This is a genomic window from Aeromonas rivipollensis (genome assembly GCF_010974825.1).
Classification (GTDB): domain Bacteria; phylum Pseudomonadota; class Gammaproteobacteria; order Enterobacterales; family Aeromonadaceae; genus Aeromonas; species Aeromonas rivipollensis.
The window spans coordinates 46,496-62,638 of sequence record NZ_JAAILA010000025.1 but is presented as its reverse complement, the minus strand read 5'-3'; the positions used below and the strand labels follow the sequence as shown (position 1 = coordinate 62,638).

The window sequence follows — 16,143 nt, the reverse complement described above, 5'->3', positions numbered from 1 at the left end:
GACCTCACCATAAAAGCCCGTGATAAAGGCCTTTGTCAAGCAGTGGTGTTTAAAAAACTATAAACAATGGCCGATATAATGACCAATGCGGCACCAAATACTAAACACTCTGTGTCACGATCAGCCCATTGCAAGCACGATGCCAAGGCTGGACATAACCTGCTCGATACTCAGTCAGCCCCTGTCGGAGCGGGCCCATTTCTTTGCAAGGGCGCACAATCCTTATCCAATTCTCTTTGCATACCTGCATTTTTTTGGTACAAGGCCCGCCCTGATTTGCACTCTCCTGCATGGATTTGGTGCAAATCGGACTACAGGGGCTTGGTCTGCGGGCCTAAAGCCCCCATAAATGGGAAAAATTGGGAAACTGACTGGTAGCAAACCCTATGTGTGATTTCATGACTGAAGACCAACTGGCCTTTTACAAGGGTCAGATCGAGCGACAAATCCTCGAGCTCGAAGAGCGTCTCAACTCCCAAGCCAGCCAGGCCATCGCCACCGATACCAACGAGATGGCCGATGAAATTGATCGTGCCAGCATCGAGGAGGCCCGCCGTCTGGAGCTGAACCGCATCGAGCACGACAAGCTGCATCTGCGCAAGCTGAAAGGGGCGCTGAGACGCATCAATGAAGGGGACTTTGGTTACTGCGAGTCCTGCGGTGACGAGATCTCCCTCAAGCGGCTGCAGGCTCGCCCTGAGTCCCGCTTCTGCGTCGAGTGCCAGAGCACCAAGGAATTCAACGATACCCACGTGTTCCGCCGCGTCGCCTGATGCGCCAGTGAACCGTCACCACCTTGTCGCACCGGGCCGCTGGCAAGGCAGTGTGCAGGCACCGGCGTCCGTGTAGACAGACAAGCATGCCGGGCTGCACATGAACCTTGTTTGCGGCTTCACAGCAAGAGCGTGACAACTTCTGTTAGACTCCGGGCAAGTCCCGGACTCTACAGGAGATCAGAGCGTGAAATGGCTCATCAAGCTGTGTTTGTGCCTGCCGCTGCTGGCACAGGCGCAGACTCTCACCGTCAAGGTCCCCAGCCGACCGATCAATGACCTCGACAGCGAATACCAGCTCAAGCTGCTGGAGCTGGCACTCGACCGTGCCGGACAGCCCTACAAGCTGGAGCGGGTCGACCTCAATCTCAATCAGTTCACCCTGCAGCAGGAGCTGCGTAAGGGCAAAACCATCAATGTGTTCTGGATGGGCACCTCCAGCGCCCTCGAATCCGCCCTGATCCCCGTCCCCATTCCGCTGTTCCGCGGTCTGGAAGGGCTGCGGCTGTCGTTCATTCACAGCGATGCCCAGGAGAAGTTCAACCAGGTCAACACCCTGGCGGATCTCAAGCTGCTGAAAGCGGCCCAGGGGGTCGGCTGGGCCGACAACAAGATCCTGGAGCAGGCGGGCATAGCGACCTATGCGGGGCGCTACAGCAACCTGTTCCGCCTCATCAACGACGGTGACAAGCTCGACTTCTTCCCCCGCGGTCTGGTGGAGATCTTCGCGGAACGCCGTGAGCTGGCGGCCCAGTACCCCAATCTCGCCATAGAGCAGCACCTGCTGATCCGCTACCCCTTCGCCGAGTTCTTCTTCGTCAGCCCAGAGTCCCCCAAGCTGGCCAAGGCGATCCAGACCGGACTGGAGCGGGCCTATGCCGACGGCAGCTTCATGACCTTCTTCCACGAGAATCCCAGGATCCGCGAGGCCCTGGCCAGCGCGAACCTGGAGCAGCGGGTCACCATATCCCTGCCCAACCCGGATATGACCCCCTTGCTCAGGAGCATTCCAGCCCAATATTGGGACTATCCCCCCAAGCAGGGACAGTAATGCCGGGGCCGGGACTATCCGCCCAGGCAGGGACAGTAATGCCGGGGCTGGGACTATCCGCCCAAGCAGGGGCAGTAACGCCGGGATTCCGGAGCCCTATTTGTTGGGACTATCCCCCCCCAGGCAGGGGCAGTAACGCAGCCAAGCATTCGCCGCCACAAGGGCGTTAGTCCCTGACCATCGGCTCGCAGGGAATAAGCGGGCCGGTTTCAACCGCAGCACCAGGGAGGTGCCATGAAACGACTCGACGACTGGTTCAGCGACTACGGCCAGAGCCACCGGCACCCGGTCAATGTAGCCATCCACAAGGTGGCGGTGCCCGGTATCTACCTCTGTACCCTGGCCCTGCTCTGGTGCCTGCCGGCCGGGCCCTTGCCGCCCTCCCTCAACTGGGCGGCGCTGGTTGCCATTCCGGTGCTGGCCTTCTACCTGCAGCTGTCGTTTGCCCTGTTCGTGGGAATGGCGGCGCTGACCGCGCTGGGACTGGCCCTCTGCCACAGCTGGCAAGGACCCTTGCTGTGGCCCGCCCTGTCCGGCTTCGCGCTGCTCTGGGTAGCCCAGTTCGTCGGCCACCGGATAGAGGGCAAACGCCCCTCCTTCCTCGCCGACCTGCAATTTCTGCTGGTCGGCCCCGCCTGGGTGCTGGCCAGCCTCTATCGTAGCTTGGGTATCCCCTACTGAGGGAGTCCAAAGGAGAAACCATGACACACAATTTCCCCCTCACCCGCGCCCTGCCTCTGCTGCTGGGCATGCTGTTTGCCGGTCCGGCGCTGGCCGACAAGGCCGATCCCGTCGGCGAGGTGAGCACCGCCTTCAAGCTGGTCGGCCCCAATCACAAGATCCTGGTGGAGGCGTTCGACGACCCCAAGATAGCCGGCGTCGCCTGCTATCTGGCGCGCCCCAAGACCGGGGGCGTCAAGGGCGGTCTCGGGCTGGCGGAAGATCCCTCCCACGCCTCATTGTCGTGCCACCAGATAGGTCCCATCACCCTGCCCGCCAAGCTCAAAGCCGGGGAAGAGGTGTTCGACGTCAGCACCTCACTGGTGTTCAAGGAGCAGAAGGTGGTGCGTTTTTACGACGAGAAGCGCAATGCGCTTGTCTATCTGACTTACAGCACCAAGTTGGTGGATGGTTCGTACAAGAGCGCAGTGAGCGCCGTCCCCATCATGCCCTGGGGCTGAATCCCCACCATTTATCCCGTGATGACGGTCACTATTTGTTGTAATTTAACCACATCATTATCTGCGGAGAGCGCACCATGAGAGTCGCCGTTTTCAGTACCAAGAGCTACGACAAGGAACACTTCAATCAGGCCAACAGCCAGTACGGCTTCGAACTGGAGTTCTTCGACGTGCGGCTGGAGGCCAAGACAGCCCGCCTCGCCCATCACTTCCCCGTGGTCTGCCTGTTCGTCAATGACGATGCCGACCGGGAGGTGCTGACCGAGCTGGCTGCCAACGGCACCAAGGTGATCGCCCTGCGCTGCGCCGGTTACAACAACGTGGATCTGGTCGCCGCCAAGGAGCTGGGTCTGAAAGTGGTGCGGGTGCCCGCCTACTCCCCCGAGGCGGTCGCCGAACACGCCGTGGGTCTGATGATGACCCTCAACCGCCGCATCCATAAGGCCTACCAGCGCACCCGTGATGCCAACTTCTCCCTGGAGGGTCTGGTCGGCTTCAACATGCACGGCCGCACCGCCGGCATCATAGGCACCGGCAAGATCGGCATCGCCACCCTGCGCATCCTCAAGGGCTTCGGCATGCGGCTGCTGGTGAGCGACCCCTACCCGAGCCAGGCGGCCATCGATCTGGGGGCCGAGTACGTGGACATCGACACCCTGCTGCGCCAGTCCGACGTCATCAGCCTGCACTGCCCCCTGTTCAAGGAGAACTACCACCTGCTGAACAAGGAGGCCTTCGCCAAGATGAAGGACGGTGTGATGATCATCAACACCAGCCGGGGCGGCCTGCTCGACTCCAACGCCGCCATCGAGGCCCTCAAGACCTCCCGCATCGGCGCCCTGGGGCTGGATGTCTACGAGGAGGAGGAAGATCTCTTCTTCGAGGACAAGTCCAACGAGGTGATCACCGATGACGTCTTCCGCCGTCTCTCCGCCTGCCACAACGTGCTGTTCACCGGTCACCAGGCCTTCCTGACCCGGGAGGCGCTGCACGCCATCGCCGACACCACCCTCGGCAACATCCAGGCCATAGATAGCCGGGGCCGCAGCGACAACGAGGTGGAGTGACCCCTCCCCTGGCGATGAAAGACAGAGGGAGCCACTCCCTCTGTACTTTGCGCCGACATACGCCTCGCTCGTCCTATCGCACACTGTGACCTCAATAACCATGGCGCCGGGTTGTGAGACCCGACGTCATCAGGTAGGCTACCAGCCCTTTTTTACTCAGGAGCCTGGCCGCCATGTTTGTCGGATTTGATTACGGTACCTCCAACTGTGCCGTCGCCGTGATGGAACAGGGCAGCCCCAGGCTGCTGACCCTCTCCGGTTCCCACTACCTCCCCTCCACCCTGCACGCCCCGCACCGGGACGCCATCGCCGGCCTGCTGGCCGAACGGCTGGCCAGCACCCAGCAAGCGGAGTACCTCAAGCTGCGGGGCCCCGTGGTGACCCGGGCTCAGGCGGTGCGTCGCCAGATGCGCGAAGAGGGGCTCATCGACGAGCTCAGCTTCGGCGGGGCGGCGTTGGAGCGCTACCTGGAGGAGCCGGATGACGGTTACTACATCAAGTCGCCGAAATCCTTCCTCGGGGCCTACGGCCTCAAGGCGCCCCAGATCGCCCTGTTCGAGGACATCGTCTGCGCCATGATGCTGCACGTCCGCCACGAGGCGGAGCAGCAGACAGGTGCCCCCGTGCGCCAGGCGGTGATAGGTCGCCCGGTCAACTTCCAGGGGCTGGCCGGGGAGGAGAGCAACCGCCAGGCCATCGCCATCCTGGGTGAGGCTGCCCGCCTCGCCGGCTTCGAGCGGGTGGAGTTTCTCTACGAGCCGGTCGCCGCCGGCTTCGAGTTCGAGGCGCGCCTCACCGAGGATGCCGTGGTGCTGGTGGTGGACATAGGCGGCGGCACCACCGACTGCTCCATGCTGCGCATGGGCCCCAGCCACCGCGACCGGCTCGATCGCAGCGGCGATCTGCTCGGCCACAGCGGCCAGCGCATCGGCGGCAACGACTTCGACATCCGCCTGACAGTGGAGGGCATGATGCCGCTGCTCGGCATGCACGAGACCCTCAAAACCGGCAAGCCGCTGCCCCACCCGCTGTTCTGGGACGCGGCCGCCATCAACGACGTCAGCGCCCAGAGCCGCTTCTACAGCCTGGATACCGCCCGCCAGCTGCAGGATCTGCAGCTCGACAGCCAGCCCGGCAGCAAGCTCTCACGGCTCGCCAGCCTGCGGGCCCACAAGCTGAGCCACCAGCTGGTGTGGCGCGCCGAGCAGGGCAAGATCGCCCTGTCCGACCATGAGCTCAATCACCAGACCCTGAACGAGCTGGAGAAGGGGTTGGAGGCTGAACTCACTCGCCCTCAGCTGGCCAGTGCCTCGGCCCCCCTGCTGGAGAAGATTGGCGAGCTGATGGACGAGGCGATCGCCGCCGCCGGCGTGTCGCCGGACCGGGTCTTCGTCACAGGTGGCAGCGCCCGCTCCCCCCTCATCAAGGCCTTTATTCGCCAGAAGCTGCCCGCAGTGCCTCTGGAAGGAGGGGATGACTTCGGTTCCGTGGCCTCGGGCCTTGCTCGCTACGCCGAGCGGATGTTCGCCGGCTGATCCCCGACACGCCAAAGGCTACCCACCACATCTCCTCTGGAAGGTGGGGATGACTTCGGTTTGATAACCTCGGGCCTGGCCCGCTACGCCGAGCGGCTGTTTGCCGGCTGAGGTACCGGCAGGGGTCCATGGGCGATCCCTGCTGCCTGAAACGAGGCTCGCCCGGGGCGGGTGTTGCCATTTACCGACACCCCCCTTCCCCTGAGGGCGACAGAAGCGGTCGGGCTGGCCCCCCCTCGCCCTGCCTCCCGGGCCATGGCACGGGTATGCTTGTCGCTCCCATCACCGGAGCCCCTTCCATGCCCAGATTTCTGCTACTGCTGCTCGCCCTGCTCCTGCTCAGCGCCTGCAGCAGTACTCCCCGCTTCGCCTCGCAAGATCTGCAGCACCACCACTGGGTGCTCGACAAGCTGGATGGCCAGGCCATCCCCAGCAGCCGCATCAATCCCCCCGACATCGAGATAGGGGAGCACTTCACCGTCAATGGCATCGCCGGGTGCAACCGCTACTTCGGCCAGGGCCATCTCGAGGATGACAGACTCTGGGTTACCAGCCTCGGCAGCACGGCCATGGCCTGCCCGCCCCGGCTCGACCAGATCGAACAGGCGGTACTCGCTACCCTGATGGAGGGGGCGACCCTGAGCGGCACGCCACAGACCCTGATCCTGACCGGAAAACGGCACCGTTTGGAATACAGACTGCGAGACTGGGTGTACTAGGGCTCACAAAACCACTCGCCGACAGGAACAACTGGCCCAGCTGTGGCACAATATGAGGCACTGTTCGCAATGGAGGCTGCCTCAGCCATGTCGATGGATCGCCTGTTTGGCAAGATCAAACAACTGCCCACAATCCCGCAGCTGCTGCACGAGCTGATGCAGAGTTTCAACGATGAGAATGCCCGCATCGACGAGATCGCGGCCAAGATCGCCATGGACCAGGTGATCAGCGTCAAGGTGCTGCGGATGGCCAACTCCGCCGCCCTGCGCCGGGGCAACGAGGTGACCTCCATCGAGCAGGCGGTGATCCGCCTCGGCTTCAACCGCTTGCGCTCCGTGGTGGTCGCCTCCGGCATCATCAGCAGCTTCAAGGCCCCCCCGGGCTTTGACAAGCACCGTTTCTGGACCCAGACCTTCCAGGTCGCCACCATAGCCCGCACCCTGGCCCAGCAGACCAGGGCGGTGGATCCGGAGAGCGCCTTCACCTGCGCCCTCATTCACAACATCGGCGAGCTGCTGATCCAGAGCACACTGCCGGAGGAGGCCGGGCTCATCAACCTGGCCATCGAGAAGGGGAGCAGCCGGGTCGAGGCCCAGCGGGAGATGCTGGGGTACGACTATGCCCAGCTCGGCGCCGAGCTGGCGAAGCGCTGGAACCTGTCGTCCTCCTTCGTCGATGCCATCGCCCAGCAGCTGGATCCCCTCTCCCACGATCCGGTCAGCAAGGAGGCGGTGCTGATCCGGCTCTCCGTCTTCGTCTCCTTCGCCTGGCACGCCGGGGTACCGGCCCAGGCCATCATAGCGCGCTTCCCCAAGCCGCTGGCCGACCAGCTCGGGCTGGATCCCGCCACCCTGGCGGATCAGCTGGAGCAACTCCACGAGCAGGGTAATGCCCTCGCCGACCTCCTGACCCAGTAGCCTCTGGCCACCCTCTGATGCAGTAGATACCATGACCCATCCCTTCCTGTTTCATCCCCAGGTGGCACCCTGGTTCAAAGAGAGTGCCGATACCCTGTTGCTCACCCTGTTCAGCGAGCTGGACGCCCCCATCCGCGAGGTGTGGCTGCGCCACGAGCCGGACAACGAGGAATATCTGGTAGCCATGCGCCCTGTCTCGACCCGGGACAGACTGCAGGTCTGGCAGGTCGAGCTGCCGCTGGCCAAGGGGCAGGAGATCCACCTCTACTGCTTCAAGTGCCTCACCGACCAGGAGCAGTGGTGGCTGCACGGGGCGGGCGTCAGCGCCGCCATGCCGCCGCGCGAGCAACATTTCCGCTTCAACAGCCATCACCAGCCGCCGACCTGGGTACAGGATCAGGTCTTCTACCAGATCTTCCCGGACCGCTTCTGCAACGGCGACCCGTCGCTGAGCGTCAAGCATCACGAGTACGAGTACCGCGGCAAGGCGGTCATCAGCAAGGCCTGGGGGGAGCCGGTCAGCCGCCATGAAGAGGGGCACGGCGCCTGCGAGTTCTACGGCGGGGATCTGGCGGGCATAGACGCCAAGCTGCACTACCTGCAATCCCTCGGGGTGACGGCGCTCTACCTCAACCCCATCTTCGATTCGCCGAGCAACCACAAGTACGACACCCAGGATTACTACAGCGTCGACCCGCACCTCGGCACCAATGCCCAGTTTGCCGAGCTGACCCGCAACCTGCATCAGCGCGGCATGAAGATCATCCTGGACGCCGTGGTCAACCACACCTCCACCGACCACCCCTGGTTCTGCCCGCCGCTGGGAGCCCAGAGCAACCCGGACTCCCCCTGGCGCAGCTTCTACACCTTCGACCAGGAGGGGGATTATGTCAGCTGGAAGGGCATTCGCAGCCTGCCCAAGCTGGACTTTGCCAGCGAGCAGGTGCAGGACGCCGTGTATCGGGCAGACAACGCCATTCTGCGCTACTGGATGCGCGCCCCCTACCAGATCGACGGCTGGCGCTTCGACGTCATCCACATGCTGGGGGAGCGGGGCTCGGCCATGGGCAACAGCGGCCATGTGCGTGCCATTCGCGGCGCCGTCAAGCAGGAGAACCCGGACGCCTACGTGCTCGGCGAACACTTCTTCGAGGCGAGCCAGTGGCTGCAGGGGGATCAGGAGGACGGCGCCATGAACTACTACGGCTTCGCCCACCCCATCCGCGCCTTCCTGGCGGGGCAGGACATCGCCTATCACCCCATCCGGATCAGCGCCGAGGAGCTGGACAGATGGCTCAAGCTGGCCCGGGCCCATATCCCGTTCAAGAACCAGCTGGCCCAGTTCAACCTGCTGGACAGTCACGACACCGCCCGCTTCCTCCACCTGCTGGGGGAGGACAAGCAGCGCATGCGGCTCGCCGCCACCCTGCTCATCACCTATATCGGCGTGCCCTCCATCTACTACGGCGACGAGGTGGGGCTCTCCGGCGGCAACGATCCGGACTGCCGTCGCTGCTTCCCCTGGGACACCACGGACTGGGACCATGTGCTGCACGATCACTATCGCCGCCTGATCCAGCTGCGCCGCCAGCGTCCGGCCCTGCGCCGGGGCGACATCCAGACCCTCTACGCCGGCCCTCACAGCTATGTGTTCGCCCGCACCCTGCAAAGCGATCAGGTGGTGGTGGCCTGCAACCGCCACCCGACCGAGCCGCGCACCATCAGCCTGCCCCTGTGGCAGACAGCCAGCCCCGCCAGCCGCTTCACCGACGCCTTCAACGGTGACAAGTTCGAGGTGGTGCAAGGGGAGGTGCAGCTCACCATACCGGCCAACTCGGCCAGGGTGCTGCTCTCCAGCTGAATGCGCTGTTGGCACGCGGAAAAGCAAAACCGGAGCCTGTGCTCCGGTTTTTCTTTATGTCGCTTCGGCCAGCCTTGTGGCAACCCCATGCAACCTCAGTAGTTGATGCTGACGTAGGGCACTTCGGGCACATCCCAGGCCTGCTTGAGGTAGACGGTGAGCACGAAGAAGAAGTTGGCCAGCAGGTTGGCGAAACGGTAGAGGATGGGGTCGAAGCGCACGCCGCTCTCTTCGAGGCGCACCAGCAGGCGCACCACCTTCTTGCTGCCGCAGCGGCACAGGTGCAGGGTGGGAATGGGCTGGGGTCCCTGGGGCAGCACGAAACCCGTGACCCGGCCGCGGCTCGCCTCGTTGTAGTGATCGTAACGTCCCTTCAGCCAGTCCAGATCCTCCTCGAAGATCCCGAGCCTGCCGCGCACCGAGCCGTTGAGGTTGTAGATGAGCCGCTGCAAGGTAGTGAGATCCGCCAGCATGGGCTGAGTGTCGGCATCCGGCACCAGGTGGGAGAGCACGGCCCCCACCTGGCAGCAGAGCTCGTCGGTGGCGATCTCGTAGTCACACTGGAACTGGGTCTCGAAGATGAAGGGGTAGCAGAGCTCGCGCTTGTCTCTTGGCTTCTTGGGGTTCATGGCATCGTCTGGCTGGAGAAAAGGGCAGTTTGCCAGCCCCGGCCCGGGCTGGCAAACGCCGCATCAGAGGGGCGACGAGCCGGGATCAGCTCGTCGCCATCTGCTGGCCGAGCAGCCTCATGGCCTCCAGCATCCGCTGGTTGAAGCCCATGAAACCGGCGCCCTCGGCCGCCTCGCCCTGGCCTCGCGCCGCCAGCACCGCAGGGGTCAACGCCTGCTGCTGGACGGGTGGCAACAGGGCATCGGCCTGCTGCTGCAGCTGACTCAGCTTCGGCAGGTAGTCCGCCAGCGGCTTGAGCCCCTCCTGCAGCGAATGGGCCCCCTGATAGGTCTGGCTCAAGCGGGCCGACTGCTTGAGCTTGAGGGAGTAGGAGGCCAGCTGGCTGTCGTCCAGTTGCAACCCATCCAGCCTGTCGGCCAGGGTCTTGCCCTCCCCGCCCCCGAAGAACTGGCCGGCCAGCTCGTCCAGCCCCTTGACCAGCTTGCCGATGGCGTCCATCTCGCCACTGTCGAGATCCCCCTCCAGGGAGAAGTCGAAACTCTGGCTCGACTTGAGGCTGAACTGGTTGCCGCTCCCGTCGCTTCGGGACTTGAACTGCCAACTGTCACTAAAGCGCAGCATCACCTTGTCCCCGTCCCGGGTCTCGATCTCGAGAAAGGCCTGCTGCCGGCTGGCCATCTTGGCCGCCCCGAGATCCGTGGTCGAGACCTCGCCAAAGAACTCCTGCTCGAAGGACTCCAGTCCCTCCTGGATCAGCTTGTAGCTCTGATCCATGCCGGTCTTGATGTCCTCGTTGTCCGCCCAGCCCCCGAGCTGCTTTCTGGCGTCGCCGAAGCCCATCTCCACGCCTTTGCGGGCCTGCTCCATCATCTTGGCCAGATCCTCATCCGACTTGCCGTCGGCACGGGCCGCCCCCAGCCGTCCGGTGACGAACTGCAGCACGTTGTCCGCCACGGCCTCGTAATCGAACAGGGTCTCCGGGGTGATGGCCTCTGGAGGATCCAGCTTGAACTCCTGACTCCTGGGGGCCTGATAGTGCTGACCATTGATCTCCAGCGCAAATTGCAGCGCCTGCTGGATCAGCACCTGGGCCCACTTCGGGGGCTTGTTCAGGGAAACCTCCTCCCCGCTGCCTGCCGGTTTCGACTCTGCCTGTTGAGGCGACTTGGGAGCAATGCCCACTCCCTTGGGTTGGGCTGCGCCCATGCCATCGATCTGCATCATCACTCTCCCGCCATAGTGGTGGATCGGTTATCGGCCCGACTGGCCACTTCTTGACCACAAAAAACTTGGACAATCCGCGACGGCCTTTTAAAATCCTCACCCTTTGGTTGGCTGCGGCCTTCCCCCGGTTTCTGCCCGGCCCTGCCGGTGTGCATCTGAGGTATCTATGACCCAATCCCAGCGGACCCCCGCCGACTACCAGGCCCAGCTCGACGAGAAGCGCGATCGCCTCACCCAGCTGTTCGCCGACTTCAACCCGCCCGCGCTTGAGGTCCATGCCTCCCCCGCCGAGCACTACCGGATGCGTGCCGAGTTCCGCATCTGGCACGAGGGGGATGACCTCTTCCACTGCATGTATGCCCAGACCACCAAGGAGATCATCCGGGTCGACAGCTTCCCCACCGCCAGCCTGCTCATCAACCGGCTGATGCCGGTGCTGCTGGCAGGGCTGCGCCCGCACCCGGTGCTGCGCCGCAAGCTGTTCCAGATAGACTACCTCTCCACCCAGTCCGGCCAGCTGTGCGTCAGCCTGCTCTACCACCGCAAGCTGGAAGCGGAGTGGCAGCAGGCCGCAGAGGCCCTGCAGGCCGACCTGCGGGCCCAGGGCTTCGATCTGCAACTGATTGGCCGCGCCCACAAGCAGAAGATCTGCCTGGGGGAGGAGTTCGTCATCGAGCGGCTGACGGTGCAAGGCCGCGAGCTGGTCTACAAGCAGGTGGAGAACAGCTTCACCCAGCCCAATGCCGCCATCAACGAGCAGATGCTGGGCTGGGCCCTGGATGTGACCCGCGGGAGCGAAGGGGACCTGCTGGAGCTCTACTGCGGCAACGGCAACTTCTCCATCGCCCTGGCCCAGAACTTCCGCAAGGTGCTGGCTACCGAGATCGCCAAGCCGAGCGTGGATTCTGCCCAGTTCAACATCGCCGCCAACGGAGTGGACAACCTGATCATACTGCGCATGTCGGCGGAGGAGTTCACCATGGCGATGCGCGGCGAGCGGGAGTTCAACCGCCTCAAGGGGGTCGATCTCGGCGCTTACCAGTGCAACACCATCTTCGTCGACCCGCCCCGTGCCGGTCTCGACGACGCTACTGTCAAGCTGGTGCAGGAGTACGACAACATCCTCTACATCTCCTGCAACCCCGAGACCCTGCAGGCCAACATGGCAGTGCTGGGCGAGACCCACGAGATCGCCCGCTTCGCCCTGTTCGACCAGTTCCCCTGGACCCACCATATGGAAGCCGGGGTGTACTTGAAGCGCAAGGCGGGCTGATGCCGCAGGGGACACACCGATCCCCCTCGACAGGCAGAATGACAACAGGGCCCGCGGGCCCTGTTTTGATTAGTTATCCCGGTGCAGGGCGCGGGCGCAGCCGTTATGCTGGCGACACGCGCATTCGCGCCATAGCCGGGGGCCACGCCGCCATGCCACGCGTTCTGTTTGTTGAAGATGATCCCGACATAGGCCAGCTCATCAGCAGCTGGCTCGGCCGCCACGACATAGAGGTGCTGCTGGAGACCCGGGGCGATCTCGCGCTGGCCAGGGTGGAGGCCGAACAGCCCGATCTGGTGCTGCTCGACATCATGCTGCCGGGGCAGGACGGCCTCTCCCTGTGCCGGGATCTGCGGCCACGCTTCGCCGGCCCCATCGTCATGCTCACCTCCCTCGACAGCGACATGAACCAGATCCTCAGCCTGGAGCTCGGGGCCAACGACTACATCCTCAAGACCACGCCGCCCCCCGTGCTGCTGGCCCGGCTGCGGGTCCAGTTCCGCCAGCAGGGGCAGGCGCCGCAACCGGCCGCCCTCAGCACGCCCCCCCAGCGCCTGCAATTCGGCCGCCTGCGGATCGATGGCCCGGGGCGGGATGTGCGCCTCGACGGCAACAGCGTGCCCCTCTCCACCGCCGATTTCGATCTCTTGTGGGAGCTGGCCTGCCACGCCGGCCAGATCCTGGGGCGAGAAGCGCTGTTTCGCAGCCTGCGGGGCCGCGACTACGACGGCCAGGACCGCAGCATGGACGTCGCCATCTCCCGCCTGCGCCGCCGGCTCGGGGATGACAGCACCAACCCGACCCGGATCAAGACGGTGCGCCAGAAGGGCTACCTGCTGGTACCCCAGGCCTGGGAATAAGCAGTTACCGAATGACCTTGATGCTCTCTGCTCCCTTCTCCCCTTGCGGGAGAAGGGTTGGGGATGAGGGGGGCGCCCAGACGCAATCCAGGCAAGAGGAGAGCCCCCATGCGCCGCCTGTTTATCCAGTTCTATCTGCTGCTGATCGGCTGCTTCGGCCTCGCCATCCTGCTCATCGGCCTGGTCTATCAGGTCAGTGCCGAGCGGGCGGGTGACCGCTATCTCGAGCACATGATGCAGGGCTCCCTGGGGCTGCTCACCGGCGAGCTGGCCCGGCTGCCACCCGCACGCTGGCCCGCCCGCATGGGGGAGCAGAGCCAGCAGCTCAACCTGCCGCTGCAACTCGGCGCCCTCGCCAACCAGCCACTGGCCAGGGAGGATCAGGCCTTCCTCGAGGCGGGCAACATCGTCATCGTCGAGGAGGATGACACCTTCCTGCAGCGCATCCCGGGCACCGACCAGGTGCTGATCGTCGGCCCCGTCCCCTATCTCTCCTACCTGCACGAACTGCACTGGGTGGACGTGGGCCTGCTGCTGCTCATCGGTCTCTCCCTCGGCCTGCCCATACTGCTCTGGCTGCGCCCCCACTGGCACGGCCTGCAACGGCTCGAACAGACGGCGCGCCGGGTCGGTGACGGGGATCTCTCCTGCCGCACCGGCCTGCCTCCCGGCAGCAGCCTGGGCCGGGTGGGACGCACCTTCGATCAGATGGCCGAGCAGTTGCAGGCCATGCTGGCCAGCCGCAAGCAGCTGACCGACGCCATCGCCCACGAGCTGCGCACCCCCCTGGTGCGGCTGCGCTACCGACTCGCCATGCTGGCCGAGCCCCCCTCGGCCGAGGAGCAGCAGGGGCTGGAGCGGGATCTCGGCGCGCTGGACGCCCTCATCGAGGAGATGCTCACCTATGCCAGGCTGGATCGCCCCGAGCTGCCGCTGCAGTGCAGCGATCTCGAGCTGGGTCGCTGGGCCGGGGAGCGGCTCCCGGACTGGCAGGCGCTGCGCCCGGACAGACGACTCGCCCTCCAGCTTCCCGCCCATCCCCTGCCCTGGCGCGGCGACATCCGCCTGCTGGACAGGGCGCTGGAGAACCTCATCGGCAACGCCCTGCGCCACGCCAACAGCCGGGTGAGCCTCACCATGAGCCGGCAGCAGGATCACTATCTGCTGGAGGTGGCCGACGACGGCCCCGGCATAGATCCGGCGCTGGCACCCCAGATCTTCGAGCCCTTCGTGCGGCTGGATCAGAGCCGGGACAGACGCACTGGCGGCACGGGCTTAGGCCTCGCCATAGTGCGCAGCATAGCGCGCCACCACGGGGGCGAGGTGCAGTTGCTGCCCGCCGAGACGGGGGCCCGCTTCTGCCTCAGGCTGCCCGTACATTTGGATACAAACCGTCACCAGCCACTCACTGAACCTCAGACCCGGCAGCCCTAGGATGACGTCATGGAGAGCCGCTCCATGTCATCAAACCGAACGAGGAACTGGAATATGAAAAAGCTGATCCCCCTGAGCCTGGCCGCTGTCTTCGCCCTGACCTCCGGCTTCACCATGGCTGCCACCCCGACCAAGGCTGCCGCACCCCAGGCCACCCAGACCAAGGTGGTGAAAAAGCATCACAAGGCGACCCATGCCGCACCGGCCGTGAAAGTGGCCCCCAAGACCAAGTAACAGGCGCACAAGCTCCCAATGAAAAGGGGCCCCATCATGGGGCCCCTTTTGTCGTGCTCAGTCGGCTCAATCTTGCATGTAATCTGCAGGCAGCGCGATGCGCGCCACGCCGGAGGCTACCGCCGCCAGCGCCACGGCGCGGGCCACACGGGGCAGCAGACGGGCATCCATCGGCTTGGGAATGACGTACTCCTTGCCGAAGGTGAGCGCACTCACCCCGGCGGCGGTCAGCACCTCGGCCGGTACGGGTTCTTTCACCAGGCCACGGATCGCCTCCACCGCCGCCACCTTCATGGCATCGTTGATGCGGCTGGCGCGCGCGTCCAGGGCGCCGCGGAAGATGAAGGGGAAGCAGATGACGTTGTTGATCTGGTTCGGATAGTCGGAGCGACCCGTGCCCATGATGAGATCGCTGCGCACCGAGTGCGCCAGGGCGGGCTTGATCTCGGGATCCGGGTTGGAGCAGGCGAAGATCACCGGATTGGGGGCCATCAAGGCCACCGCCTCCGCAGGCAGCACGTCCGGGCCGGAAACGCCGACAAACACGTCCGCCCCGTCGATGACATCCATCAGGGTGCGCAGCGGCGTGTCGTTGGCGAAGCGCTGCTTGTACTGGTTGAGATCGGTGCGACCACTGTGGATCACCCCCTGACGGTCCAGCATGAAGATGTTCTGTGGCGCAGCGCCGCACTTGATCAGCAGATCCATGCAGGCGGTGGCGGCGGCACCGGCGCCCATGCAGACGATGCGGCTCTGCTCGATGCGCTTGCCCTGTACTTCCAGCGCATTGAGCAGGCCGGCGGCGGTGACGATGGCGGTGCCGTGCTGATCATCGTGGAACACCGGTATATCGCAGCGCTCGATCAGCGCCTGCTCTATCTCGAAGCACTCGGGAGCCTTGATGTCTTCCAGGTTGATGCCACCGAAGGTGTCGGCGATGGCGGCGACTGTGTCGATGAACTGCTGGCTGGTCTCGTGCTTCACCTCGATGTCGATGGCGTCGATGCCGGCGAAGCGCTTGAACAGCAGGGCCTTGCCCTCCATCACCGGCTTGGAGGCCAGCGGCCCCAGATTGCCCAGCCCCAGGATGGCGGTGCCGTTGGAGATGACGGCCACCAGGTTGCCCTTGCCGGTGTAGCGGTAGGCATCGGCCGGGTTGGCGGCGATTTCGCGCACCGGCTCGGCGACGCCAGGGCTGTAGGCCAGGGCCAGATCCCGCGCTGTCTCGGCGGGCTTGGTGAGGGCTATGGCTATCTTGCCGGGAATGGGCTGGGCGTGGTAATCGAGCGCTTGTTGACGAAGATCGTGACGCAGATCGGACATGGGGGACCCCGATACGGAAGTGAATGAGTGGTGCATTGGCTCGCCTGTGGCGAGGGCTGG

At 64.4% G+C, this 16,143-nt stretch carries 16 protein-coding genes; 13 read left to right on the top strand and 3 right to left on the bottom strand.

Features of this window, described 5'->3' with window-relative positions; all coding sequences use genetic code 11:
• Nucleotides 1-386: 386 nt before the first annotated feature.
• The 9 genes from G4923_RS14465 (at nucleotide 387) to malZ (ending at nucleotide 9,105) form a co-directional block, all read left to right on the top strand.
• Nucleotides 387-773: a TraR/DksA family transcriptional regulator gene (locus G4923_RS14465; protein ID WP_025328724.1), complete on the top strand. Its 387-nt coding sequence runs from the start codon at nucleotides 387-389 to the stop codon at nucleotides 771-773.
• A 187-nt stretch (nucleotides 774-960) separates the two neighbouring features.
• Nucleotides 961-1,824 carry a hypothetical protein gene (locus G4923_RS14460; RefSeq protein ID WP_163137488.1) on the top strand — a complete coding sequence of 288 codons (864 nt, stop codon included), beginning with the start codon at nucleotides 961-963 and terminating at the stop codon, nucleotides 1,822-1,824.
• 234 nt (nucleotides 1,825-2,058) lie between these two features.
• On the top strand, nucleotides 2,059-2,505 hold the full coding sequence (locus G4923_RS14455; RefSeq protein WP_163137487.1) for an Mpo1 family 2-hydroxy fatty acid dioxygenase: 447 nt from the start codon (nucleotides 2,059-2,061) through the stop codon (nucleotides 2,503-2,505).
• Nucleotides 2,506-2,525: 20 nt separating this feature from the next.
• Nucleotides 2,526-3,005, top strand: coding sequence for a CreA family protein (locus G4923_RS14450; protein WP_163137486.1), 480 nt, complete (start codon nucleotides 2,526-2,528; stop codon nucleotides 3,003-3,005).
• Nucleotides 3,006-3,082: 77 nt separating this feature from the next.
• Entirely contained in the window at nucleotides 3,083-4,072 is a 990-nt protein-coding gene (locus G4923_RS14445) for a 2-hydroxyacid dehydrogenase (RefSeq protein WP_163137485.1), read from the top strand.
• Between the two features lie 173 nt (nucleotides 4,073-4,245).
• A complete protein-coding gene (gene yegD / locus G4923_RS14440; RefSeq protein WP_163137484.1) occupies nucleotides 4,246-5,607 on the top strand; it encodes a molecular chaperone in 1,362 nt (453 codons plus the stop codon).
• A gap of 299 nt (nucleotides 5,608-5,906) precedes the next feature.
• Entirely contained in the window at nucleotides 5,907-6,326 is a 420-nt protein-coding gene (locus tag G4923_RS14435; protein WP_163137483.1) for an META domain-containing protein, read from the top strand.
• Nucleotides 6,327-6,395: 69 nt separating this feature from the next.
• Entirely contained in the window at nucleotides 6,396-7,244 is an 849-nt protein-coding gene (locus G4923_RS14430; protein ID WP_111910845.1) for an HDOD domain-containing protein, read from the top strand.
• Between the two features lie 31 nt (nucleotides 7,245-7,275).
• Complete coding sequence (malZ, locus tag G4923_RS14425; protein WP_163137482.1) at nucleotides 7,276-9,105, top strand: maltodextrin glucosidase; 1,830 nt, start codon at nucleotides 7,276-7,278, stop codon at nucleotides 9,103-9,105.
• A 95-nt stretch (nucleotides 9,106-9,200) separates the two neighbouring features.
• Here malZ and G4923_RS14420 read toward each other — a convergent pair whose 3' ends face one another.
• Complete coding sequence (locus tag G4923_RS14420) at nucleotides 9,201-9,734, bottom strand: ATP--cob(I)alamin adenosyltransferase (protein WP_163137481.1); 534 nt, start codon at nucleotides 9,732-9,734, stop codon at nucleotides 9,201-9,203.
• Between the two features lie 85 nt (nucleotides 9,735-9,819).
• Nucleotides 9,820-10,956 (bottom strand): DUF5610 domain-containing protein, encoded by a 1,137-nt coding sequence (locus G4923_RS14415; RefSeq protein ID WP_163137543.1) that lies wholly within the window; start codon nucleotides 10,954-10,956, stop codon nucleotides 9,820-9,822.
• A 169-nt stretch (nucleotides 10,957-11,125) separates the two neighbouring features.
• On the opposite strand from G4923_RS14415, the gene trmA reads away from it, so the two are divergent.
• The 4 genes from trmA (at nucleotide 11,126) to G4923_RS14395 (ending at nucleotide 14,760) form a co-directional block, all read left to right on the top strand.
• Nucleotides 11,126-12,232: a tRNA (uridine(54)-C5)-methyltransferase TrmA gene (gene trmA / locus G4923_RS14410; RefSeq protein WP_163137480.1), complete on the top strand. Its 1,107-nt coding sequence runs from the start codon at nucleotides 11,126-11,128 to the stop codon at nucleotides 12,230-12,232.
• A 152-nt stretch (nucleotides 12,233-12,384) separates the two neighbouring features.
• Nucleotides 12,385-13,092 (top strand): two-component system response regulator RstA, encoded by a 708-nt coding sequence (gene rstA / locus G4923_RS14405; protein ID WP_163137479.1) that lies wholly within the window; start codon nucleotides 12,385-12,387, stop codon nucleotides 13,090-13,092.
• Between the two features lie 108 nt (nucleotides 13,093-13,200).
• Nucleotides 13,201-14,526 carry a two-component system sensor histidine kinase RstB gene (gene rstB / locus G4923_RS14400; protein WP_163137478.1) on the top strand — a complete coding sequence of 442 codons (1,326 nt, stop codon included), beginning with the start codon at nucleotides 13,201-13,203 and terminating at the stop codon, nucleotides 14,524-14,526.
• Nucleotides 14,527-14,580: 54 nt separating this feature from the next.
• Entirely contained in the window at nucleotides 14,581-14,760 is a 180-nt protein-coding gene (locus G4923_RS14395; RefSeq protein WP_025328738.1) for a hypothetical protein, read from the top strand.
• A gap of 66 nt (nucleotides 14,761-14,826) precedes the next feature.
• Here the strand turns inward: G4923_RS14395 and G4923_RS14390 are convergent, their stop codons facing one another.
• Entirely contained in the window at nucleotides 14,827-16,083 is a 1,257-nt protein-coding gene (locus G4923_RS14390) for a malic enzyme-like NAD(P)-binding protein (protein WP_163137477.1), read from the bottom strand.
• Between the last annotated feature and the right edge of the window lie 60 nt (nucleotides 16,084-16,143).

Excerpts from the sequence above, each read along its gene's own strand:
- G4923_RS14465 (WP_025328724.1), top strand. The coding sequence starts at position 387 with ATGTGTGATTTCATGACTGAAGACCAACTGGCCTTTTACAAGGGTCAG.
- rstA (WP_163137479.1), top strand. The coding sequence starts at position 12,385 with ATGCCACGCGTTCTGTTTGTTGAAGATGATCCCGACATAGGCCAGCTC.
- G4923_RS14420 (WP_163137481.1), bottom strand. The coding sequence starts at position 9,734 with ATGAACCCCAAGAAGCCAAGAGACAAGCGCGAGCTCTGCTACCCCTTC.
- G4923_RS14395 (WP_025328738.1), top strand. The coding sequence starts at position 14,581 with ATGAAAAAGCTGATCCCCCTGAGCCTGGCCGCTGTCTTCGCCCTGACC.
- G4923_RS14450 (WP_163137486.1), top strand. The coding sequence starts at position 2,526 with ATGACACACAATTTCCCCCTCACCCGCGCCCTGCCTCTGCTGCTGGGC.
- G4923_RS14390 (WP_163137477.1), bottom strand. The coding sequence starts at position 16,083 with ATGTCCGATCTGCGTCACGATCTTCGTCAACAAGCGCTCGATTACCAC.
- G4923_RS14455 (WP_163137487.1), top strand. The coding sequence starts at position 2,059 with ATGAAACGACTCGACGACTGGTTCAGCGACTACGGCCAGAGCCACCGG.
- rstB (WP_163137478.1), top strand. The coding sequence starts at position 13,201 with ATGCGCCGCCTGTTTATCCAGTTCTATCTGCTGCTGATCGGCTGCTTC.
- G4923_RS14415 (WP_163137543.1), bottom strand. The coding sequence starts at position 10,956 with ATGCAGATCGATGGCATGGGCGCAGCCCAACCCAAGGGAGTGGGCATT.
- malZ (WP_163137482.1), top strand. The coding sequence starts at position 7,276 with ATGACCCATCCCTTCCTGTTTCATCCCCAGGTGGCACCCTGGTTCAAA.
- G4923_RS14445 (WP_163137485.1), top strand. The coding sequence starts at position 3,083 with ATGAGAGTCGCCGTTTTCAGTACCAAGAGCTACGACAAGGAACACTTC.
- G4923_RS14430 (WP_111910845.1), top strand. The coding sequence starts at position 6,396 with ATGGAGGCTGCCTCAGCCATGTCGATGGATCGCCTGTTTGGCAAGATC.
- yegD (WP_163137484.1), top strand. The coding sequence starts at position 4,246 with ATGTTTGTCGGATTTGATTACGGTACCTCCAACTGTGCCGTCGCCGTG.
- G4923_RS14435 (WP_163137483.1), top strand. The coding sequence starts at position 5,907 with ATGCCCAGATTTCTGCTACTGCTGCTCGCCCTGCTCCTGCTCAGCGCC.
- trmA (WP_163137480.1), top strand. The coding sequence starts at position 11,126 with ATGACCCAATCCCAGCGGACCCCCGCCGACTACCAGGCCCAGCTCGAC.